The sequence below is a fragment of the Stenotrophomonas sp. NPDC077420 genome (assembly GCF_044543385.1).
In the GTDB taxonomy this organism is placed as follows: Bacteria; Pseudomonadota; Gammaproteobacteria; order Xanthomonadales; family Xanthomonadaceae; genus Stenotrophomonas.
Window position 1 is genome coordinate 44,973 of sequence record NZ_JBITVZ010000015.1, and the last position, 20,254, is coordinate 65,226.

The following is a 20,254-nucleotide window of genomic DNA, read 5'->3' on the forward strand; positions in this document are numbered from 1 at the left end:
ATGCACCTGTCCGACGACACCGCCGGCGCCGCGCTGGCCGGCAATGGTGTACAGCCCAGCCTGGCCGAGCTGGTGGCACTGCGGCGCAGCGCGCACCGGCTTGCGCCGGCGCGGCGTGGCCGCCTGGTGCATGCCGGGCAGGCCCCGTCGCCGATGCGCGGGCGCGGGATGGAGTACGCCGAGTCCCGCGACTACGTTCCCGGCGACGACGCGCGCCACATCGACTGGCGGGTGACCGCGCGCACCGGGCGCGCGCATACCAAACTGTTCCAGGCCGAGCGCGAACGCCTCACGCTGCTGGTCGCCGACACCGACCCGGTGCTGTACTTCGGCACCCGTGTGCGTTTCAAGTCCGTGCAGGCGGCCCGGGTCGGCGCCGTCGCCGCCTGGCTGGCGCAGCGCCAGGGCGATCGCCTGAGCGCCCTGCGCGGCAGCCGCACCGAGGCGCCGATCGCCCCGGCGGGGGGGACCCGCGGGGTGCTGCGCGTGCTCGACGCGTTGACCCGCTGGTACGCCGCACCGCCGACCGACGATGCCGGCCTGGACAGCGCCCTGCAACAGGCCGCGCGCGTGCTGCGACCCGGCGCGCGGGTGGTGGTGCTGGCCGACCCGGCGCGTGCGGCGGCCATCGACATTCCGCGCTGGACCGCGCTGGCCATGCACCATGAAGTACAGCTCCTGCTGATGGCCGACCCGCTGGAACTGGCCCCGCCCGACGCGGTGCTGCCGTTCCTGTCGCAGGGGCGCCAGGTCGTGCTCGACCTGCATGACGCTGCGGTGCGCGCGCACTGGCATGCGCGCTTCGTTGAACCGCTGGAGGCACTGCAGCGCAGTCTCGGCGCGCGCCGCATCCAGGTCCATGTGGTGAGTACCGATGATCCCAGCGATTGCTGGCTGGGGCCGTTGCCCTCGGCGGTGGTCGCATGAGCGCGGCCACCTCCCTGCCGCTGCGCGATGTGCACCTGCCCCCGTTTCCGTCGTGGTGGCCGTTGCCCCTGGGCTGGTGGCTGGTGCTGGGCGCGTTGGCGCTGGTTGCACTCGCGCTGTGGGCCTGGCGCGCGCAGCGCCGGCGCCGCCAGCGCCGCTGGCTGCGGGTATTCGACCACGCCGTGGACGAGGCCGGCACCGGCACCGCCCAGGTTGCCGCGATGGCCGACCTGTTGCGGCGCGCCGCCCGCCGCCGGCAGGCCGGGGCGGAACTGCTGCAGGGCCAGGCCTGGCTGGAATTCCTGGACGAACCTGGCAGCCGCGCGTTTTCCGATGGCGACGGCCGCCTGCTGCTGGACGGCGCGTACCGGGCGTCGCTGGATGCGGCTGCGGTGCAGCGCCTGCGTCCACTGGCGCGGGCGCGTTTCCTGGCCCTGATCGGGGGGCCGGCGCGATGATGCCGTCCCTGCTGGCCTGGCTGCCGTGGCTGGACACCTTCGCCTGGCCGTGGGCGCTGCTGGCGCTGCCGCTGCCGTGGCTGATGCGCCTGTGGCCGCAGCGCGCCACGTCGACCCCGGCATTGCGGGTGCCCTACGCGGCCGGCGTGCTGGCCGAACTGGGCCAGCCAAGGGGCGTAGCGACGTGGCGGCCCGCCCGGTGGCTGCTGTGGCTGGCCTGGGCCAGCCTGTGCGTGGCGCTGGCGCGACCGCAGGCATTGGGCGAACCGATCGTGCCGCCGCAGCAGGGCCGGCAGATGATGCTGGCCGTGGACGTGTCCGGCAGCATGAGCGAGCCGGACATGATGCTCGGTGCGCAGGTCGTGCAGCGGCTGTCCGCGGCCAAGGCCGTGCTGGCCGATTTCCTCGACCGCCGTGCCGGCGACCGCGTCGGGCTGCTGATCTTCGGAGAGCGTGCCTACACCCTGACCCCGATCACCGCCGACCTCACCACCGTGCGCAACCAGCTCACCGACAGCGAAGTCGGACTGGCCGGCCGCGACACCGCGATCGGCGACGCGATCGCGCTGGCGGTCAAGCGCCTGCGCGAACAGCCGGAGGGCCAGCGCGTGCTGATCCTGCTCACCGATGGGGTCAGCAACGCGGGCGTGCTGCCGCCGCTGCGTGCGGCCGAGCTGGCCAAGGCCGAAGGCGTGCGGGTGTACCCGGTGGCATTCGGGGGCGACGGCGGCATGAGCCTGTTCGGGGTGCAGATCGCCGCCGGCGACGATCCGGTCGACGAAGCGACCCTGCGCCGTATCGCCGAGCTCACCGGCGGCCGCGCCTTCCGCGCGCGCAACACCGACGAGCTGGCCGGCATCTATGCCGAGCTGGACCGGCTGGAACCGGTCACCGCGGCCGGTGCCGCGGTCCGCCCGCGCATCGAGCGCTACGGCTGGCCACTGGCGCTGGCGATGCTGCTGGGTGGGGTCGGCTGGTTGCTGCCGAGGCGGTGGGCATGAGCCTGGCCGACCTGCCACTGCACCTGGCTCGGCCCCATGCGCTGTGGGCGCTGGCGGTGCTGCCGCTGATCGCGCTGCTGTGGACCTGGCGCCGCCGCCGCGGCAGCGTCTGGCGCCGGAACGTGGACCCGCACCTGCTGCCGCACCTGCTGGTTGCCGGCGCACGCCGCGCCTGGGGCGGGTTGGCGCTGCTGCTGCTGGGCTGGACCCTGGCCGTGCTCGCGCTGGCCGGCCCCGGCTGGCGACAGGTGGTGCAACCGCTGTGGCAGGCACCGTCGCCGCTGGTGGTGGCGCTGGACCTTTCCTCGCGGATCACCGCCACCGACCTGCCGCCGTCGCGCCTGCTGCAGGCGCGGGCCAAGCTGGCCACCCTGCTGGCCAGGCGCAGCGGTGGCGAGCTGGCGCTGCTGGCGTATGCCGATGATGCCTTCACCGTGGCACCGCTGACTGCCGATCACGCCAACGTCGCCCTGTACCTGGATGCGTTGGGCCCGGACGTGATGCCGCGCGACGGCCAGCGTGCCGACCGCGCCATCGAAGCCGCGGTCCTGTTGCTGCAGCAATCCGGTGCCAGGGGCGGCGACATCCTGCTGCTGACCGACCACGCCGACGACGCCGCGCGGGCGGCCGCTGCCGCTGCGCACGCGCAGGGCATCCGGGTCTCGGTGCTCGGGCTGGGCACGCCGGGCGGCGCCGCGTACCGGAGCAGCGCTGGTCAGATCGAGCGCGCGCAGCTGGACCCGGACAGCCTGCGCGCGCTGGCCAGCGCCGGCGGTGGCCGTTATGCCAGCGTGGCCACCGATGATGCCGACCTGCGCGCGCTGGGCGTGCTGACCCCACGCAGCAGTGCGGCGGAAAGCGAACGTCGGCAGGGCGGGGGCCTGGCCTGGCGTGATGAAGGTTTCTGGCTGTTGCCGCCGCTGATGCTGTTGTCGCTGTGGGCCTTCCGGCGGCGCGGCGCGGTTGCCGCGATCGCGCTCTGCCTGCTGCTGCCGTTGGCAGGCCCCGCGCCGGCCTACGCGGCCGAGTCCTCGCTGTGGCAGCGCGCCGACCAGCGCGAGCAGCAGCGTATCGCCGCTGGCGTGGAGGCCTACCGGCGCGGCGACTTCGCGGCCGCCCAGCAACATTTCCAGGGCCTCGACGGACCCGAGGCGCACTACAACCTGGGCAACGCGCTGGCGCGCCAGGGCCAGTACGACGCTGCGATCGCCGCCTACGACGACGCCCTGCGCCAGCGCCCCGGCATGCCCGATGCCGTGGCCAACCGCGCCGCCGTGGAGGCCGCGCGCAAGCGCAAGCCGCCACAGGGCGGTGGCCAGCAGCAACAGCAGCAACAGCAGAACCAGCAGAACCAGCAGAATCAGAACGGCAAGCAGGATCAACCGCAGCAGGGCCCGCAGCAGCAGGGCCAGGCAGGACAGCCGCAGCAGCGGCAGGGCAGTGCCGCGCCGGACCCGGCCGAACAGGCGCGCGCCGACGCCGCGCAGCGCCAACGCATGGATGAGGCCATGCGGCGCCAGCAGGCGGCGTCCGACACCCCGCCCGCGCAGCGACGCCTGGCCAACGAAACCCCGCAGCAGCGCGAGCAGCGCCAGGCCGTGGAGGCCTGGATGCGGCGCGTGCCGGACGATCCCGGCAGCCTGCTGCGGGCCAAATTCCAGCTGGAAAACGAACGCAGGAAACGGGAAGGACCATGACCCCAGCGATCTCCACGCGTACCCCGTGGCGCGCCTGCCTGTGGCTGCTGCTTTGCGTAAGCGGGCTGGCCAGCGCGCAGACACGGGCCTGGCTGGACCGCGATGCGATCAGCGAGGGCGACACGGTGACCCTCAACATCGAATCGGACGGCGGCGCGCCGGACTACACGCCGCTGCAGGCCGATTTCGAGCTCAGTGGCCAGAGCAGCAGCCGCCAGGTGCAGTGGCGGCAAGGGGCGATGCAGTCGCGTTCGCTGTATGGCGTGGCGCTCAGCCCGCGCCGCAGCGGGGTGCTGACCATTCCGCCGCTGCGGGTCGGCAACGCGCTGACCGCGCCGTTGTCGCTGACCGTGGCGGCCAGCGCCGGTGCATCGGCCGCCGTACCGGGCAATGCGAAGGCCTTCGTCGAAGTCGACGTCGACGATCCCGATCCGTATGTGCAGCAAAGCGTCGGCGTGGTGGTGCGCCTCTACTACGCCTCGCAGCTGCTGTCGGGCGAGCTGGGATTCGACGCCCCTGACGGCGCGTCGCTGCAGCGGGTGGGCGAAGACCGCAGCCTGGTCCGCGAGCTCAATGGACGCCATTACAACGTGGTGGAGCGCCGCTACCTGCTGATTCCCGAGCGCAGCGGCCCGCTGCTGCTGAAAGGCGCGCGCTTCAACGGGCGCAGCGCCGGCGGTTTCTTCGATGACCTGTTCGGCGGTGACGGCCGGCTGCGTGCCAGCGCCCCCGACCGCACCCTGCAGGTGCGCGCACAGCCGGACGCGGCACCGCAGCCGTGGCTGCCGCTGCACGACCTGCGCCTGCGCTATACCGCCGCGCCTACCCGCGGACGTGCCGGCGAGGCGATCACCGTCGTGGTCGAGGCGGTCGCCGACGGGGCCACGCACGCCCAGTTCCCCGAGCTGCCGCCGCTGGATGCCGGCCCGGCGGCCCAGGTCTTCGCCGAGCCGCCACAGTACGACGAAACCTTCGATGGCGGCAGTCCGCGGCTGACCCTGACCCGGCGTTACTCGGTCGTGCCGCGCCAGCCCGGCACCCTGGCCATTCCCGGCCTGCGCATGGACTGGTGGGACGTGCGCGCCGGGCAGGCACGCCGCGCCAGCTTGCCCGACCTGAGCGTGGCGGTGGCAGCCGGCGCGCCCGGGCGTGCGCCCGCGCCGCTGGCGCTGGACACGACCTCGGCGCTGCCGGACGTGGCCGACACCGTGGCGCCGGCCGGTGCCGCCGGGACCCGCCCGTGGGGATGGATCGCCGCCGCGCTGGCGTTTGCCGTGTTGTGGCTGCTGACCCTGGCCTGGGGCTGGCGCCGCCGCCGCCGCGTTGACGCAGCGGGTGGCACCCCGGTAGTACCCCTTCCTGCGGCGGGGGCCCGCCGGCCCTCGCGCGGCGACCTGCGTCGGGCACTGGACCACCAGGCCCTGGATGAGATCGTGACCCTGCTGGCGGCCATGGGCGGGGTCCGTGACGATCTGGAGGCGGTGGTGGCGCAGCTGGCCGAGCCGGCCCAGCGCCACGCCCTGCGCGACCTGCAGGCCGCGCGCTGGAGTGCCGAAGGCGGCGACATGGCGCAGGCGCGCCAGGCGCTGCGGCGCGCCTTCCATGACGGACCGCACTGGCAAGCGGCCGCGGCAGCGGCAGATACTCCGCTGCCGCCGCTGTATCCCCCGGCCCGCTGAAGGGGCCGGACCGGTCGGCTTTGCTAAGCTCTTTTACTTATCTTCAAGGAACGCCGCTCCGATGACCGACGCCGCAACACCCCGGCAGAAGCTGCCACTGCACTGGAAAATGGCTATCGGCTTCGGGCTTGGCCTCGCGCTCGGCCTGATCGTCCACGCCATCGGCGGCGGCATTCCCTGGCTGCCCGACGCGGCCCGTGTGGTGATGACCTACCTGACCACGCCGTTGTCGGGGCTGTTCCTCAACCTGATCTTCATGCTGATCGTGCCGCTGATCTTCTCGGCGCTGGTGATGGGCGTGTCGGAGATGGGCGACATCCGCTCGCTCGGGCGGATCGGCTGGAAAACCCTGGCCTATACCGTCCTGCTGTCGGGCGTGGCGGTCGGCCTGGGCCTGGTCCTGGTCAACGTGCTCAAGCCGGGCGTGGGCGTGGACCCGGCCATGGCGCAGCAGCTGCTGCATGAAAACGTGGAGCGCAGCCGCGAGATCGTGGCCAACATCGGCGAGCAGCCCAAGGGCATGGACATGCTGCTCTCGATCGTGCCCAGCAACGTGCTGGCTGCGGCATCGAGCAATGGCGCGATCCTGTCGCTGATGTTCTTCGCGCTGATGTTCGGCATCGGCATGGTGCTGTCGCCGGACGAAAAGACCGCGCCGCTGCGCAAGGTCATCGAAGGCGTGTTCGAAGTGTCGATGACCCTGATCAACCTGGTGATCCGCCTGGCGCCCTATGCGGTGGCCTGCTTCATGTTCAACCTCGCGGCGATCTTCGGCTTCGACCTGCTGATCCGCCTGGGCGCGTACGTGGGCGTGGTGGTGTTGGCGCTGGGCCTGCACATGGTGGTCAGCTACGGCGTGGCGGTATGGCTGTCGGGCCGCTCGCCCCTGGCATTCTTCCGCGACACCCAGGAGGCCACGGTGATGGCCTTCTCCACGGCCTCCAGCAACGCCACCCTGCCGACCGCGCTGCGCGTGGCCGACCAGATGGGCCTGCCGCAGAAGGTCTCGCGCTTCGTGCTGACCGTGGGCGCGACCGCCAACCAGAACGGCACCGCGCTGTTCGAGGGCGTGACGGTGATCTTCCTGGCGCAGTTCTTCGGCGTGGACCTGAGCATCACCCAGCAGCTGATGGTGATGGTGGTCTGCATCCTGGGCGGCATCGGGACCGCCGGCGTGCCCTCCGGTTCGCTGCCGGTGGTGGCGATGATCTGCGCCATGGTCGGCGTCGACCCGATGGGCATCGGCCTGATCCTGGGCGTGAACCACTTCCTGGACATGTGCCGTACCGCGCTCAACGTCACCGGCGACCTGGCCCTGACCACGCTGGTGGCGAAGGGTGAGAGTGATGATGTTCACACTTCGGAGCCTGTCGTACCCGGCAATTGATCGCGCAGGGAATGACATGGATACTGACCTCCGCGCATGGAAGGCGTCGGGGTTGGCGTCGTGCGGGGAAAGGAGTACTACAGATGAGGAAGTATCTGATCGCGGCCACGCTTGGCCTGCTGGTTTTCAACGCCAGCGCCAAGTCGGACTGCCCGAACTACAAGCAGGTCGGCAGCTATTTCGCGGGCCGTACGTTCACCAGCTGGGACGTGGTCCCGGTGAGCGCGGAGGTTGCCTACAAGCGGATCAAGATCGAAGGGGTGAAGTCGGGCCTGACCCTGAGGTCGGAAGACAAGGAATCGGGCCTGTTGATGTTCGAACAGAACACGCAGGGCAGCAAAGGCCAGGTCACCCTGCCGTGGAACGTGGCCATCACCCCGCAAGGTGCCAACGCGTCAAAGGTCGAGGTCACCAAGCTCACTCCCGGTGGCTACATGACCGGCGAGAAGTTCCAGCGTGAGTCCACCTGCGCGGTGATCAACGCGGCCACCGGCGAAAGCTGACCGCCCACACCCGGATCCAAAGCGCCCCGCCTTGCGGGGCGTTTTTGTTGGTGTACCGCAGCCGTCTTCACGGCCCTGACTGGCCTGACCAGGCCGGTGGACTATGGGACAATAGGCCGCCCGCAGCTCCGCGGCCGCCTCCCGACCCCGACAGAACCATGACGCAGCCCACCCGCCGCCAGTTGGCCAACGCCATCCGCTTCCTTGCCGCCGATGCGGTCGAAACCGCCAAGTCCGGTCACCCCGGCATGCCGATGGGCATGGCGGATATCGCGGAAGTCCTCTGGAACGACTATCTCCGTCACAACCCGAACAATCCGAAGTGGTTCAACCGCGACCGCTTCGTGCTCTCCAACGGCCACGGCTCGATGCTGCAGTACGCGCTGCTGCACCTGAGCGGCTACGACCTGCCGATCGAACAGCTCAAGCAGTTCCGCCAGCTCGGCAGCAAGACCGCCGGCCACCCCGAACACCATGAAACTCCCGGGGTGGAAACCACCACCGGTCCGCTCGGCCAGGGCCTGGCCAATGCGGTCGGTTTCGCGCTGGCCGAAAAGCTGCTGGCCCAGCGCTACAACCGTCCCGAGCACGAGATCGTCGACCACCGCACCTGGGTGTTCCTGGGCGACGGCTGCCTGATGGAAGGCATTTCCCACGAAGCCGCGTCGCTGGCCGGCACCTGGGGGCTGGGCAAGCTGGTCTGCTTCTGGGACGACAACCACATCTCGATCGACGGCAACACCGCAGGCTGGTTCACCGACAACACCCCCGAACGTTTCGAAGCCTATGGCTGGAACGTGGTGCGCGGTGTCGACGGGCATGACCCGGACAGCATCAAGGCCGCCATCGACAGCGCGCTGGCGCAGGACGACAAGCCGACCCTGATCTGCTGCCGCACCACGATCGGTTTTGGCTCGCCGGGCAAGGCCGGCAAGGAATCCAGCCACGGCGCACCGCTGGGCAAGGACGAGCTGGAAGCCACCCGCAAGCAGCTGGGCTGGAACTACGGCCCGTTCGAGATTCCGGAAGACATCTACGCCGGCTGGCGTGCCGGCGGTACCGGCACCCTGCGCCAGGCCGAGTGGGAACAGCAGTTCGACAAGTACGCCGCGCAGTATCCGGCTGAAGCCGAAGAGCTGACCCGCCGTTCGCACGGCGAGCTGCCGGCCGATTTCGTGGCCAAGGCCGATGCGTACATTGCCCAGGTCCAGGCCGAAGGCCAGACCATCGCCTCGCGCAAGGCCTCCCAGCTGGCCATTGAAGCCTTCGCACCGCTGCTGCCGGAACTGGTGGGCGGTTCGGCCGACCTGGCACATTCCAACCTGACCCTGTGGAAGGCCAGCAAGTCGGTCGCCACCGATGACCCGAACGCCAACTACGTGTACTACGGCGTGCGCGAGTTCGGCATGACCGCGATCGCCAACGGCCTGGCGCTGCACGGCGGTTTCATTCCGTTCGACGCCACCTTCCTGGTGTTCAGCGATTACGCCCGCAACGGCGTGCGCATGAGCGCGCTGATCCCGGCGCATGCGATCCACGTCTACACCCACGACTCGATCGGCCTCGGCGAAGACGGCCCCACCCACCAGCCGGTGGAGCACCTGGCCTCGCTGCGCTACATCCCGAACAACGACGTGTGGCGTCCGTGCGATGCGGTCGAGTCGGCGGTCAGCTGGAAGTCGGCGATCACCCGCCAGGACGGTCCGAGCTGCCTGGTGTTCAGCCGCCAGAACCTGCCGCACCAGCCGCGCAGCGCCGAACAGGTGGCGCAGATCGCCCGTGGCGGTTACGTGCTGGCCGACGCCGAGGGCGGCGTGCCGGACGTGATCCTGATCGGTACCGGTTCGGAAGTGGGCCTGGCCGTGGCCGCCAAGGCCGAACTGGACGCCGCCGGCATCAAGACCCGCGTGGTTTCGATGCCCTCCACCGACGTGTTCGAGCGCCAGGACGCGGCCTACCGCGAAGCGGTGCTGCCGAACGCGGTGCGCAACCGCGTGGCGGTAGAAGCGGGCGTCACCGGTTTCTGGCGCCAGTACGTGGGCCTGGACGGCGCGGTGGTCGGTATCGACACCTTCGGTGCCTCCGCACCGGCCGAAGCGCTGTACAAGCACTTCGGCATCACCACCGAACACGTGGTGGCCGCCGCCAAGGCACAGCTGGCCAACTAAGCGCCAGCAACCGACGCAGTCCAGACGGCGCTTCCCGAAACGGAAGCGCCGTTTTTGTTACGCGGTGCGCGCGAGGCCCAGCCGCACCAACCGCGCTTCGATCTTTTCGCCGAATGTCTTCGGCGCGTCCAGCCCCATCCGCTGCAGGTACACCACGTCGCCGTCGCCGGCCTGCTGGGTCAACGCGGCCAGCACCGTGCGCAGCTTGGCGCCCCGCGTCTGCGTGTTCTGCTTCAGCCAGCCCAGCGCCTTGACCAGGTGCTGCTCCACGTCAGTGAAATCGCTGCCCAGCGGGTAATCGGGCAGGGCGCCGGACTGGCGGAACGGCGCCAACGACGCGCTCACTGCGGCGGCGGTGTTGCGGCGCGTCCAGTGCTCGGGCGGCGTGAAGCCGGCGTCCAGCTTCTTCGAGGCCTTCGCGGTCTGCAGCAGTTCGCCCTGGAACGCCGCATCGGTGATGCCGGCCATGCCGATGACGCAGTCCTCGTCGGTCAGGTTGCGCAGGTCGGCGATGCCGTATTCGTTGATGTAGATGTCGCGCAGGTGGCGCGGGATCGTAGTGTGCCCGTAGTTCCAGCGCACGTTCGACTGCAGCCGGCCCTTGTCCTCGCGCACCGCGCGGAACATCAGCGCGCTGCGTGCCTCGGGCAGGGCGTGGGCCATGGCCACGAAGTTGTATTGGCCGCCTACGCCTGACACCACGCGACCGTCTTCCAGCGCATCGGAGACCGCCGCGCCCAGCGCGGTGGCCATCATGCAGGAATTGAAGAAGCGCGCGTGGCGGCGCTGCAGACGCTCCAGCGTCTCGTTGCCGCCGTACAGCTGGTTGATCTCGCTGATCCGGCGCATGCCGATCGCGCTGCGCTCCGCGTCGGGCAGCTCGCGCAGCCACTGGTAGAACTCCGGTGAACCCAGGTAGAACGCACCGTGCAGGTACTCGCCCTCGGCCTCCAGCGTGGCGTGATCGATGGTAAGCGTGCTGCCGCTCTCGATCCGCTCCATCAACCCCAGGTCATCGTGCACCTTGCGCCGGATCACGCCGGTCTGCACCAGCCGCCGGAAGCCTTCGTTGAGCATCTCGCTGCAGCCGTACAGGCCCACCTCGAACGGGTCCAGTCCCCCGCATTCCAGCACCGTGGGGTGGCTGGCCAGCGTGGGATCCAGCGCATGCAGGATCTGCCGGTACCGGGCGTTGTCGGTGTGGCGCAGCACCAGCGCATGGCTGATCGCATCGGCCAGCGTGCCGATGCCGATCTGCAGCGTGCCGCCGTCGCGCACCAGCGCGCTGGCGTACAGGCCGATGGCGTAGTCGGCATCGGTGACCGGCTGGCGAGGCAGGCCGAACAGCGCCGGATAGGGCGCGGGCGGCGTGATCACCAGGTCGAAGAAGGACACATCCACCGTGGCCGAGCCGCCCAGGTAGGGCAGCTGCGGATCGATCTCGGCAATCAGCAGCGGGCGCGGCAGGCCCCGCGCCAGCATGGCGTCGATCGTGTCCTGGGTGATGTCGTTGTTGCACGACAGCGACAGCCGCCGGTCGTCGGGCCGCATCGCCACTTTCTGCACGATCGCGTGCGGCGCGCGCTGCGCCACCGCATCGGCGGCATGGGTGTAGTTGAGGCTGGTGTAGCCGCGCTGGGCCTGCGATGAACCGAGCAGCGCGCCAGACTGCATGTAGAACTCCTCCACCTGCACGTGCGCCGGCAGGCGGTCGCGCACCATCGCGTCGGCGTAGGCCAGGCGCGGGAAATCCTCGCCGAAATGGCGCGCCGCGAACGGGGCCATGAACCGCGCTTCCAGCCCGCCGCCGGGCTTGGGCGGGTTCAATGAGAGCGCCGTGTAGATCTGCAGCGGGCGCGACGGGTCGTTCTCGATCCGCGCATACAGCGCGTTGAGCAGCCGGTGCGGCTTGCCCAGTGCCAGTGGTGCGCCGATGCGCAGCGGCCCGTCAACACGCTGCAACAGCCAGTCTGTGGCAGCGTCCAGGTCGGTGAGATGCTCGGTCATTCGGCGTTCCTGCAAAGTCTTGAAAAGCATTACAGCACTTCCGGCTTGAACGGACCGCGACGCAGGGGCTTGACAGGGCCAAGGATTACGCGCGTAATCTATTCATCGATTACGGATGTAAATGATGAGCCAGATCAGCGAAGCCGAAGCCGTTGTCATGGAAGTGCTCTGGAACCGGCACCCACAGGGGGCCGACGAGGTGGTGGCGGCGCTGGCCGACCGCGACTGGGCCGAGCCCACCATCAAGACCCTGCTCAACCGCCTGCTTACCAAGGGCGCGATCAGCGCCAGCCGTGATGGCCGCCGCTATCTGTACTCGCCGGTGCTGCAGCGCCAGGCCTGGGTGGCCGAACAGAGCAGCGGCCTGCTGGACAAGCTGTTCGCCGGCCGGGTCGCGCCGCTGGTGGCCCATTTCAGCGAACGCGGCGAGCTGAGCGCGCAGGACATCGCCGAACTGAAGAAGCTGATCCAGGAGCTGGACCATGACTGAGCTGCTGCAGGGAGTGCTGCTGGCAAGCATGTGGCTTGCGATCGGTGCGATGTTGCTGGCCGCGTTGCGCCCGCTGCTGCGCCGGCTGGGCGGTGCACCGCTGGTGTACCGCAGTTGGTGGCTGCTGCCGCTCGTGCTGCTGGCAACGCTGCTGCCGCTTCCCGGCGCGCCGCTCGACGAGGCCACGCCGGTACACGCGCTGGGGTCGGCGCTGCGCGCCCCGGTGCTGCCAACCGACGCGGTGCTGTGGCCAACGCTGTTGGTCGCGCTGTGGGCGGCCGGCGCACTGCTTGCCGGCACCCTGCAATGGCGTGGCCAGCGTCGCTTCGAACGTGGCATGGGCGCTTTGCAGCGGCGAAGCGATGGCAGCTGGCAAGCCAGCGCCGACCCCGGCCTGCCGGCGCTGGTGGGCCTGTGGTCACCGCGCGTGGTGGTCGGCCCGGATTTCGACCTGCGCTTCAGCGCGGCCGAACGCGCGCTGATCCTGCAGCATGAATGCCAGCATCGTCGGCATGGCGATCACTGGGCCAATGCCGCGCTGGCACTGCTGCGCTGCCTGTTCTGGTTCCATCCGTTGTTGCCGTGGGCCTCGCGCCGCTTCCTCCGCGACCAGGAACTGGCCTGCGACGCACGCACGGTCGACCCGCATCCGGCTTCGCGCCGGCTCTACGCCAACGCGCTGCTGAAGGCGCAGTTGGTCCACCCGGTTGCGCCCATGGCCTGCCACTGGCGCAGCCAACCGATGTTGAAGGAGCGAATTGCCATGATGAAGGAACACAAGCGCAGCGCGTTGCCGTGGGTGACCGGCCAGGTACTGGTGGTGGGGCTGTGCATGGGGCTGGGCGCGGTCGCCTGGGCCAGCCAGGGCGGCAGCGGTGGCAGCGGTGGCAGCCCGGCAATCAGTGCCGAACCGTTCCAGTCTGCGCAGCGGGATGCGGCCAAGGCAGAACGGGAGCGCCCGGTGACGATCGACAGGATGCCGCCGCCGAGCTACCCCACCAGCGCCTTCGAAAACAACCAGAGCGGCGAAGTGGTGCTGCGGGTGGAGGTGGACGCGCAGGGCAGGGTCAGCGATGTGCGCGTGCTCAGTGCAACCAACCCGGGCGTGTTCGACGCCGCGTCGATCGCTGCAGCCCGGCAGTGGACCTACCGTCCGGCGATGAAGGACGGCAAAGCGGTGGCGGGCGCGGTCCGCATTCCAGTGAACTTCGCCATGACTGACACGGTGACCGGCCAGTGAGGTGGCAGTTGCCTGCGGCAGTTGCGCTCGTGGTGGGGGTGGCTGGCTGTGCCGGCCACGACCGCCTCACCACGGTGGATTCACGGGCCGAAACGGTCGGCCACCAGCGGCTGCCGGCTGCCGCGACGGGAGGGTCATGGCAGGTGGAGGCTTATACCCTCAAACCCGGCGAGGGCTACCGGATGCCGCAACTCTACGCGGCGCCGGACCCGGTGCTGGGGGAGCGCGATCCGCGCCGGGAGTTGCCGCCGACCACGGTCTGCCTGCAGGTGGTGGTGAGCACCGACGGCACGGTGGAACGCAGCATGCCGGTGAGTGGGCGCAGTGAGTGCATTGCCGGCGCTGCCGCCGAAAACCGGGTGCTGGTGGAAGCGGCACGGGAAGCGGTCGCGATGTGGCGCTACTCGCCGGCGGCGGTCTGCCACTTCGCCGCGGGCCACGCGCCGGCCGACCGCAGCGACTGTCGCGATGCCGAGCGGGTGGAACCGGTGGCAGTAAGCCTGTTCTACGCTTTCACGTTCGAGATCGTGCACGGCCAGCACACGGTGAAGACGCGGTAAAACCACGCGCTGCGCGGTTTTTACGCCCCGCCCTGGATGTTCGCCTTTACCGACGGGTGCATCAACTTCGGCTCGTCAAGCGTGGCGTCGCGCGCTTGACGGGTCGCTACGAACGCCGCCTCGCTCACCCCGTCATGCAGGTGGATGTTGCGTGCGCGTTGCTCACCGATGGTGGTTTCATTGGCGACTTCACGCCCACCCGGACCGTAGTCGTGGCAGATGAACACCCGGGTGGCATCGGGCAAGGCAAGCAGGCGCTGGATCGAGCGGTACAGCAGGGCGGCGTCGCCCCCGGGAAAATCACAGCGTGCGGTTCCGCCATCGGGCATGAACAGCGAATCGCCGGTGAACAGGGCATCACCGATCCGGTACGCCACGCTGTCGCTGGTATGTCCGGGAACGGCAATGACCTCCGCTGCAATGTCACCCACGGCAAAGCGCTCGCCATCGGCGAACAGATGGTCGAACTGTGAGCCGTCTGTGGGCACGTCCAGCCCATAGCGCGGAGCGAACGTGCGTTGCACCTCCACGATGCCGCCGCCCATCGCCAGTACCGCCTGCGGGAACGACTGTTTCAGCCAGCGCCCGGCGCTGACATGGTCGGCATGCGCGTGCGTTTCCAGCAGCCAGCGCACCTCCAGCGCGTGTTCGCGCACATGGGCCAGCAGCGGCTGCAGCGCACCGGTCCCGACCGCGTCGGTGTCCGGGTCGTAATCCAGCACCGGGTCGATCACCGCCGCCTGCCGGGTGGCCGGGTCATGCACCACGTAACTGAAGGTGTTGCTGTCCGGATGGAAGAAACTGGCGACGTGCGGTGACATGGTGAAACCTCAGCGCTTACCCAGCGTGTCGTTGAGCAGCACCGCCAGGCGTTCGCCAGCCAGGCGCAGTTCGGCTTCGGCGACCGGCAGGTACGTGGCGGTGTACTCGGGCGTCAGCGTACGCTTGGCCGGGTAAACGCCAGGTGCAATGGCGATGCGGCAGCTGGCCTCGGCCCACTGCACCGCATCGGTGCCGATCGCCGAGCGCTTGCCCACCTTGGGCGCCTTCAGCGCGGCCAGGCGCCGGGCATAGGCGTCATCGTCCAGCTTGAGGGTGTTCAGCATGCCGCTGTCCCACAGCGAATGCAGGTTGGTACCGCGCCCGTTGAACTGCACCTGGACGTCATTGCCGCCCTTGTCATGGCCGTAACCGGCATGCATGGGCTGGTGGATGTCGCCGACGAAATGCACGACGAACTTGAGTGCCTGCGCGCGCTCGGCATCGGGGCGGCTGCGGTCGCCCAGGAGGGCGGTCTGGATCTTCAACGCTTCCACCACGCAGTTGCCACTGCGGCAGTTGCGCTCGACCTCGTAGTGGCAATCATCCTCGCCGATGTTCACGTAATGCCAGCCGGCCGAACGCTTGCCCAGGCCGGGATCCTTGGCGCGCAGTTCATCGGCCCACGGCGCAATGGAGGCCAGAGTCGCCCCCGGCTCGGTGGCCAGAAGCCGCGCCACTTCGGCGCGGGTCTGCGGGGTCAGGCGCGGTTCGGCAATGCGGGCGACCAGGCGGTGGCCCTGCGCGCCCCAGGCCAGGGCGTCGGTGGATACCAGGGTGAGGGCGGCCAGCAACGCGGCGGACGTCAACAAGGAGGCGATTTTCATCGGCCCATTCTAACGATCCGCCCCCGTGCTGACCTTTTCCGGATCTGGCCGACTGGCCATGCCGCCGGCGCAACGGGATGGCCCCGGCGGAATCCGCGATTCTACCGGGGCCGGTGCGCTACAGCGCCACTGGGCGCGAGAACACGTAGGAGGGGTCGAAGACCTTGCGGCTGTGCCTGGAAGATGGAGCATTACCCACGCGCGACTCATTCGCGGCGTTGCCATGCTGGGCCATCAGCGCCAGGGCGGGCGAGGTATCGGACGCAGGGCGCTGCTGCGGTTGCTGCAGCCAGCTGCGCAGCAGCGTCGTCACCGGTGCGAGCCGCTCTTTGTCAGCGCGGGGAAGCGTTGCCGTTGCCGCCTCGAAGCTGTCCGTCACCGCCCTCACGAACTGCGGGTCGGCGTTTTCCCCGAGCAGCACCGCCACTGCCTTGACGTGCCCGCCCTGCATGGCGAATGCCAGCGGGGACTGCTCTGCGTTGGAGTCATCGGACGGGTAGGCGATTCCGGGTGGGACATGGTCCAGCAACAGCTTCAGCATCGCGGCGTGCCCCTTCTCGGCGGCAAACTGCAGCATGAGGTAGCTTCTGTCACGCGGCCGGACACCCTGCTCAAACAGGTAGCGCGCGATATCCAATGCGTTGAACGCAACCGCAGTGCCCAATGCCTGCCGGAAGTCGAACGGCTCCGTCGCATCGCATGCGCGCGCGTTCTTCCTTTCCAATAACTGCCAGTGGGCATGCAGCTGCCGGAACCTGTCCACATTGCCGTCCTCGGCCTGCGATACGAACGCGCGCAGGGTAGGCCTCGCGCCCGCCCGCAGCAGTATCTCGGTGCACTCCCAGTACCCATGTTCCACGGCGAGTTCGAGCGCTGTGGCGCCGTACACCTCGGACGTCATGTCGACGTCGATCTTTCCAGCACTGGCGCGCAGCAGTGTTTCAAGGCGCTTGGGATGATTGGAGATCACCGCGCAGTGTGCGGCACCGTAGCTGCCGGCGTCAGGGTTGGACTTCTCGAGCAGCTTCTTGATGGTGGTGTCGCTTGTCGGCTTCATCACCCGCCGCAGTGGGGAGGTGCTGGCGTCAACGAGACAGGCGCGCTCCAGCGCGTTGAAGGGCGCCGATTGCCGCGTCCGGTTGGATTTCTCCTGCTGTTCGATCTGGTGTGCCAGCTTGACGTTGAGCGATTGCACCTGGGCGCTGCCCCACCGGCGCACGTTGGCAAGCAGGCTGTTGCTCGCCGCCTCCATGGCAGTGCGTTGGCCCAGCGTCTTGAAGGTAGGAACGTTGCGCGGCAACAGGGCCCTTTCGTTGGGCATTATCTTCGCAAGGGAGCGCGGTGGCAGGGCAATGACCCGTTGAACGGCCTCCCTGCCAAGTTCAACCAAGGTACTGGTCATGGTGCGCTGTGCCGCAGGAACAATCGCCAGGGCCTGCTCGACCCGCACCAGTGGCGCGTCGGGTGGCAGGTCGACCACAGGCGAGGTGCAGGCCGGCCCTGCCTGGGGGGCGGTCGAAGCGGCAACGTTCAGCACCACCACCGTGTTCGGCGTTGCCTGGTCTTGGCTGTGCAGGGCCGACTCGAGCTTGGCGATCTGCGCCTGGTAGTGCGAACGCGCGTCACCCTCGGGCAGGCGGGCGTGCTCGTCTTTCAGGACCGCCAGGGCGGCGCGGGTGCTTTCCAGCTCCAGCGCGGAGAGATCACCGGGTTCCAGGTGGTCGTCGCCGCTGCAGGCGGACTGGGCGTCCTCATCTGACGATTCGGAGACTTCCTGGAAGTCGATCCTGCCCTGCGGCAGCGCCGGAGTCTGCGCTGTGCTCACGCTGGGCGTTGTCACATTGAGAATGGACCAGAGCCTGCCCATGGCCGGCGTCCGGTTGATCTGGCCTGCGATCAGGTTGAAGCCTTCGCTCAGGCTGGGAAGCGGTCGGCGCGGGGCGGCGGCATTGGCGGGAAGTTGCGAGGGAATGCGGGTCATGTCGGTCCTTCAGCAGCGGCTGGAGAGAGGCGGGATGAGGGTGCCGGTAGGGCGGCCATGCATGCTTGGCTGCGCCCGCCCGCTCTCGCATGAATTACTGTCGGATACGTCACTACGATTGACTGCGCCAATTGACGCGAGCAGCGTGAGTGGTCTTGCTCAATAGATCCATGTCGCTGTACGCCCCGCAGCGCGTTCCCTGATTCAGTCCGTTGATGGAATCGATCGTTCTCATTGAAGCGGTGATGAACAGTGCTGCAACAAGGCAAAAAAAAACCCCGGCCAAGGCCGGGGAAATGCGTTGCTGCGAGGTTGGGAGCGGCGCTGACCGGTCGGTCAGAACTTGAACACGTAGGACACGCCGTAGGCCAGCGGGTCGATCTTGACGGTGCCCAGCTTGGTGCCATCCAGCTTGACGTCGCTGTCGATGTCGATCCAGCGCACGTCGACGCGCAGGGCGCCCTTGTCGGCGATGGCGAAGTCGACGCCGGCGTGTGCGGCCAGGCCCCACGAGTCTTCCAGCTTGAGGCTGCTGCCGGCCAGGGCGCCGCCGGTTTCTTCGCTGAAGAAGGTGGTGTAGTTCAGGCCGGCGCCGAGGAACGGGGACACCTTGCCCTTGCTGTTGAAGTGGTACTGCAGGGACACCACCGGCGGCAGGTGCTTGGTGCTGCCCACGCGGCCCAGGCCGTCGATGTTGATGTCGTGCTTGAAGGGCAGGGCGGCCAGCAGCTCGATGCCCAGGTTGTCGGCGATGAAGTATTCGCCGGTGATGGTGGGCTTGATGTCGCTGTCCACGTCGACCTTGAGGCCGCCGGCCAGGGTGCCGTTGTTGGACTTGGGGGCGACCTGGTGGACGCCGGCGGCCATGGTCCAGTCGCCCTTGGACTGGGCCATGGCGGGGCTGGCGGCCAGGGCGAGGGCGGCGGCAAGGCTGGCGGACAGGAGGAGGGGGGTGTTGCGCATGGTGCTGTCTCGTGGCGGGGTGGAATGGGGCCAGTTTTCCCGCCCGGGCCCTGGCGCGCCTTGATCCGGATCAATCGACGATTTTTACGGGTGTAACCGCTTCCCGTCCCGATCCCGGGGGCCGGGGTGGGCCGGGCTTTGCTAGAATGGCGGCCCTTTCCATCGGCGCCGCTCTGTCGCGGCTGCAGGAGCTTGTGAACATGGCAATCAAGGTTGGCATCAACGGTTTCGGTCGCATCGGGCGCAACGTGCTGCGTTCGGCCGTGCTGAATTTCGGTAATGACATCGAAATCGTGGCCATCAACGATCTGCTGGAGCCGGATTACCTGGCGTACATGCTGAAGTACGACTCGGTGCATGGCCGCTTCAAGGCAGACGTGGAGGTGTCGGGCAGCGACCTGCTGGTCAACGGGAAGAAGATCCGCCTGACCCAGGAACGCGATCCGGCCAACCTGAAGTGGGACGAGGTCGGCGTGGACGTGGTGATCGAATCCACCGGCCTGTTCCTGACCAAGGAAACGGCGCAGAAGCACATCGATGCGGGCGCGAAGAAGGTGATCCTGTCGGCGCCGTCGAAGGACGATACGCCGATGTTCGTGTTCGGTGTGAACGACAAGACCTATGCGGGCGAGGCGATCATCTCCAACGCGTCGTGCACCACCAACTGCCTGGCGCCGCTGGCCAAGGTGATCAACGACAAGTGGGGCATCAAGCGTGGCCTGATGACCACGGTGCATGCGGCGACTGCGACGCAGAAGACCGTGGACGGCCCGTCGAACAAGGACTGGCGCGGTGGCCGCGGCATCCTGGAAAACATCATTCCGTCCTCGACGGGCGCGGCCAAGGCCGTGGGCGTGGTCATTCCGGAGCTGAACAAGAAGCTCACCGGCATGAGCTTCCGCGTGCCGACCTCGGACGTGTCGGTGGTGGATCTGACGGTCGAGCTGGAGAAGGAAGCCACGTACGCCGAGATCTGCGCGGAAGTGAAGGCGCAGAGCGAAGGCGCGCTGAAGGGCATCCTGGGCTACACCGAAGACAAGGTCGTGGCGACCGATTTCCGCGGTGAAACCCACACGTCGGTGTTCGATGCCGACGCCGGTATCGCACTGGACGGCACGTTCGTGAAGCTGGTGTCCTGGTACGACAACGAGTGGGGTTATTCGAACAAGTGCCTGGAAATGGCAAAGGTCGTTGCTGCGAAGTAATCGCTGCGTACGGATGGTGAAAGAACGGCGGACTTCGGTTCGCCGTTTTTTTTGGCGCTTCGGCTGGTGAGGCTTGGCGCGTGATCTTCGATCAGCCTCGTCGCGAGCGTGAGGGGCCCCGCCGCGGCCGGCAGGCCCCTATGCAAATGTCCCCCGGCCGACGCCTGCGGCGACTGCCTCCTCCTTTACTTTGCCAGGGACCTACCGGCCGCGACGGGGCTCGGCTTGCGGTTGGCAGGGAAAAGCGAAAGTCATGGTGCAACGCCGGTGGGGCGAGTGCGGGGCCGCCATGCCCTTGCGGCGAAGTAAAGGAGGAGGGGGCGGCCGCAGGCCGACGCCGGG

Annotated in this window: 17 protein-coding genes; 12 read left to right on the forward strand and 5 right to left on the reverse strand. The window is 68.7% G+C overall.

All coding sequences use genetic code 11. From position 1 onward, the window contains the following. The 8 genes from ACIGII_RS14650 to tkt all read left to right on the forward strand — a co-directional run bounded on the left by ACIGII_RS14650 (nucleotide 1) and on the right by tkt (nucleotide 9,820). Nucleotides 1–927, forward strand: a complete 927-nt coding sequence (locus tag ACIGII_RS14650; protein WP_399639203.1) for a DUF58 domain-containing protein — start codon at nucleotides 1–3, stop codon at nucleotides 925–927. Continuing rightward, on the forward strand, nucleotides 924–1,385 hold the full coding sequence (locus tag ACIGII_RS14655; RefSeq protein WP_399639201.1) for a DUF4381 domain-containing protein: 462 nt from the start codon (nucleotides 924–926) through the stop codon (nucleotides 1,383–1,385). Before ACIGII_RS14650 ends, ACIGII_RS14655 begins: the two co-directional genes overlap by 4 nt. Beyond that, nucleotides 1,385–2,386 (forward strand): vWA domain-containing protein, encoded by a 1,002-nt coding sequence (locus ACIGII_RS14660; RefSeq protein WP_399639199.1) that lies wholly within the window; start codon nucleotides 1,385–1,387, stop codon nucleotides 2,384–2,386. The genes ACIGII_RS14655 and ACIGII_RS14660 overlap by 1 nt, the downstream gene beginning before the upstream one ends. Continuing rightward, a complete protein-coding gene (locus ACIGII_RS14665) occupies nucleotides 2,383–4,083 on the forward strand; it encodes a VWA domain-containing protein (RefSeq protein WP_399639198.1) in 1,701 nt (566 codons plus the stop codon). The genes ACIGII_RS14660 and ACIGII_RS14665 overlap by 4 nt, the downstream gene beginning before the upstream one ends. Next, nucleotides 4,080–5,762: a BatD family protein gene (locus ACIGII_RS14670; protein WP_399639196.1), complete on the forward strand. Its 1,683-nt coding sequence runs from the start codon at nucleotides 4,080–4,082 to the stop codon at nucleotides 5,760–5,762. Before ACIGII_RS14665 ends, ACIGII_RS14670 begins: the two co-directional genes overlap by 4 nt. 61 nt (nucleotides 5,763–5,823) lie before the next feature. Continuing rightward, a complete protein-coding gene (locus ACIGII_RS14675) occupies nucleotides 5,824–7,149 on the forward strand; it encodes a dicarboxylate/amino acid:cation symporter (protein WP_399639195.1) in 1,326 nt (441 codons plus the stop codon). 83 nt (nucleotides 7,150–7,232) lie between these two features. Next, nucleotides 7,233–7,652 carry a hypothetical protein gene (locus ACIGII_RS14680; RefSeq protein WP_399639193.1) on the forward strand — a complete coding sequence of 140 codons (420 nt, stop codon included), beginning with the start codon at nucleotides 7,233–7,235 and terminating at the stop codon, nucleotides 7,650–7,652. A 158-nt stretch (nucleotides 7,653–7,810) separates the two neighbouring features. After that, entirely contained in the window at nucleotides 7,811–9,820 is a 2,010-nt protein-coding gene (gene tkt, locus ACIGII_RS14685; protein WP_399639191.1) for a transketolase, read from the forward strand. A 57-nt stretch (nucleotides 9,821–9,877) separates the two neighbouring features. On the opposite strand, the gene ACIGII_RS14690 is transcribed toward tkt, so the two are convergent. Next, the gene (locus ACIGII_RS14690; protein WP_399639189.1) at nucleotides 9,878–11,827 is read right to left on the reverse strand and encodes an acetyl-CoA hydrolase/transferase C-terminal domain-containing protein; all 1,950 of its coding nucleotides are present in this window, start codon (nucleotides 11,825–11,827) and stop codon (nucleotides 9,878–9,880) included. Between the two features lie 124 nt (nucleotides 11,828–11,951). Here ACIGII_RS14690 and ACIGII_RS14695 point away from each other — a divergent pair, with 124 nt between their 5' ends. Genes ACIGII_RS14695 through ACIGII_RS14705 form a run of 3 tightly spaced genes read left to right on the forward strand, consistent with a single transcriptional unit; the run spans nucleotide 11,952 to nucleotide 14,117 of the window. After that, a complete protein-coding gene (locus ACIGII_RS14695; RefSeq protein ID WP_249833028.1) occupies nucleotides 11,952–12,317 on the forward strand; it encodes a BlaI/MecI/CopY family transcriptional regulator in 366 nt (121 codons plus the stop codon). After that, a complete protein-coding gene (locus ACIGII_RS14700) occupies nucleotides 12,310–13,557 on the forward strand; it encodes a TonB family protein (RefSeq protein WP_399639187.1) in 1,248 nt (415 codons plus the stop codon). The genes ACIGII_RS14695 and ACIGII_RS14700 overlap by 8 nt, the downstream gene beginning before the upstream one ends. Nucleotides 13,558–13,565: 8 nt before the next feature. Continuing rightward, on the forward strand, nucleotides 13,566–14,117 hold the full coding sequence (locus ACIGII_RS14705; protein WP_399639185.1) for a hypothetical protein: 552 nt from the start codon (nucleotides 13,566–13,568) through the stop codon (nucleotides 14,115–14,117). Between the two features lie 20 nt (nucleotides 14,118–14,137). Here the strand turns inward: ACIGII_RS14705 and ACIGII_RS14710 are convergent, their stop codons facing one another. The 4 genes from ACIGII_RS14710 to ACIGII_RS14725 all read right to left on the reverse strand — a co-directional run bounded on the left by ACIGII_RS14710 (nucleotide 14,138) and on the right by ACIGII_RS14725 (nucleotide 18,707). Next, nucleotides 14,138–14,938, reverse strand: a complete 801-nt coding sequence (locus ACIGII_RS14710) for an MBL fold metallo-hydrolase (protein ID WP_399639183.1) — start codon at nucleotides 14,936–14,938, stop codon at nucleotides 14,138–14,140. 9 nt (nucleotides 14,939–14,947) lie between these two features. Then, entirely contained in the window at nucleotides 14,948–15,763 is an 816-nt protein-coding gene (locus tag ACIGII_RS14715) for a S1/P1 nuclease (RefSeq protein ID WP_399639181.1), read from the reverse strand. Between the two features lie 118 nt (nucleotides 15,764–15,881). Beyond that, the gene (locus tag ACIGII_RS14720; RefSeq protein WP_399639180.1) at nucleotides 15,882–17,744 is read right to left on the reverse strand and encodes an ankyrin repeat domain-containing protein; all 1,863 of its coding nucleotides are present in this window, start codon (nucleotides 17,742–17,744) and stop codon (nucleotides 15,882–15,884) included. A 336-nt stretch (nucleotides 17,745–18,080) separates the two neighbouring features. Continuing rightward, complete coding sequence (locus ACIGII_RS14725; protein WP_399639179.1) at nucleotides 18,081–18,707, reverse strand: OmpW family protein; 627 nt, start codon at nucleotides 18,705–18,707, stop codon at nucleotides 18,081–18,083. A 200-nt stretch (nucleotides 18,708–18,907) separates the two neighbouring features. Between ACIGII_RS14725 and gap the strand changes: the two genes are divergently transcribed. Further along, the gene (gene gap / locus ACIGII_RS14730; protein WP_145479342.1) at nucleotides 18,908–19,912 is read left to right on the forward strand and encodes a type I glyceraldehyde-3-phosphate dehydrogenase; all 1,005 of its coding nucleotides are present in this window, start codon (nucleotides 18,908–18,910) and stop codon (nucleotides 19,910–19,912) included. The last annotated feature ends 342 nt before the right edge of the window (nucleotides 19,913–20,254 follow it).

What these genes read in the sequence shown, in the direction of transcription:
- ACIGII_RS14675 (WP_399639195.1), top strand. Translation starts at nt 5,824, where the DNA reads ATGACCGACGCCGCAACACCCCGGCAGAAGCTGCCACTGCACTGGAAA.
- ACIGII_RS14650 (WP_399639203.1), top strand. Translation starts at nt 1, where the DNA reads ATGCACCTGTCCGACGACACCGCCGGCGCCGCGCTGGCCGGCAATGGT.
- ACIGII_RS14670 (WP_399639196.1), top strand. Translation starts at nt 4,080, where the DNA reads ATGACCCCAGCGATCTCCACGCGTACCCCGTGGCGCGCCTGCCTGTGG.
- ACIGII_RS14665 (WP_399639198.1), top strand. Translation starts at nt 2,383, where the DNA reads ATGAGCCTGGCCGACCTGCCACTGCACCTGGCTCGGCCCCATGCGCTG.
- ACIGII_RS14695 (WP_249833028.1), top strand. Translation starts at nt 11,952, where the DNA reads ATGAGCCAGATCAGCGAAGCCGAAGCCGTTGTCATGGAAGTGCTCTGG.
- ACIGII_RS14710 (WP_399639183.1), bottom strand. Translation starts at nt 14,938, where the DNA reads ATGTCACCGCACGTCGCCAGTTTCTTCCATCCGGACAGCAACACCTTC.
- ACIGII_RS14680 (WP_399639193.1), top strand. Translation starts at nt 7,233, where the DNA reads ATGAGGAAGTATCTGATCGCGGCCACGCTTGGCCTGCTGGTTTTCAAC.
- ACIGII_RS14725 (WP_399639179.1), bottom strand. Translation starts at nt 18,707, where the DNA reads ATGCGCAACACCCCCCTCCTCCTGTCCGCCAGCCTTGCCGCCGCCCTC.
- gap (WP_145479342.1), top strand. Translation starts at nt 18,908, where the DNA reads ATGGCAATCAAGGTTGGCATCAACGGTTTCGGTCGCATCGGGCGCAAC.
- ACIGII_RS14655 (WP_399639201.1), top strand. Translation starts at nt 924, where the DNA reads ATGAGCGCGGCCACCTCCCTGCCGCTGCGCGATGTGCACCTGCCCCCG.
- ACIGII_RS14720 (WP_399639180.1), bottom strand. Translation starts at nt 17,744, where the DNA reads ATGACCCGCATTCCCTCGCAACTTCCCGCCAATGCCGCCGCCCCGCGC.
- ACIGII_RS14690 (WP_399639189.1), bottom strand. Translation starts at nt 11,827, where the DNA reads ATGACCGAGCATCTCACCGACCTGGACGCTGCCACAGACTGGCTGTTG.
- ACIGII_RS14660 (WP_399639199.1), top strand. Translation starts at nt 1,385, where the DNA reads ATGCCGTCCCTGCTGGCCTGGCTGCCGTGGCTGGACACCTTCGCCTGG.
- ACIGII_RS14715 (WP_399639181.1), bottom strand. Translation starts at nt 15,763, where the DNA reads ATGAAAATCGCCTCCTTGTTGACGTCCGCCGCGTTGCTGGCCGCCCTC.
- ACIGII_RS14700 (WP_399639187.1), top strand. Translation starts at nt 12,310, where the DNA reads ATGACTGAGCTGCTGCAGGGAGTGCTGCTGGCAAGCATGTGGCTTGCG.
- tkt (WP_399639191.1), top strand. Translation starts at nt 7,811, where the DNA reads ATGACGCAGCCCACCCGCCGCCAGTTGGCCAACGCCATCCGCTTCCTT.